Here is a 352-nt window from a genome sequence, read left to right on the forward strand (position 1 = left end):
CCCCTTCTCATTCTGACCCCATGCCCATACACTTCCGTCTTCTTTCACCATCAACGTATGTGCTCCACCTGCGGATAAGCGATTGGCTTTCACTTCTGTCTCCCTGACTTCCACAGGGACCGTGATTGTTTTGTTATAGTAGCTGACTGTGATGTTCGCTGTCCCTACCGATATCGCTGTGATCACACCTGCTGCATCTACCGTTGCTACCGCTGGGTTACTGCTCTCATACGTCGACTGCGTCGTGACATCTTGAGTGCTGTTATTTGGATAGGTCGCCGTGATTTGTAATGGCTTGCTTTGGGACGTCGGGAGTAAAACCGTTCCCGGATTCGCTACCAGTTGTTGTGCA

1 protein-coding gene is annotated in these 352 nt (G+C 50.9%); it reads right to left on the reverse strand.

Going from position 1 to position 352, the window contains the following annotated elements:
* The coding region (locus tag HPY31_RS28555) for an Ig-like domain-containing protein (protein WP_172143299.1) at window positions 1–352 on the reverse strand (352 nt) is incomplete at both ends.

It is taken from the genome of Brevibacillus sp. HB1.3 (genome assembly GCF_013186635.1).
GTDB classification, from domain to species: domain Bacteria; phylum Bacillota; class Bacilli; order Brevibacillales; family Brevibacillaceae; genus Brevibacillus; species Brevibacillus brevis_D.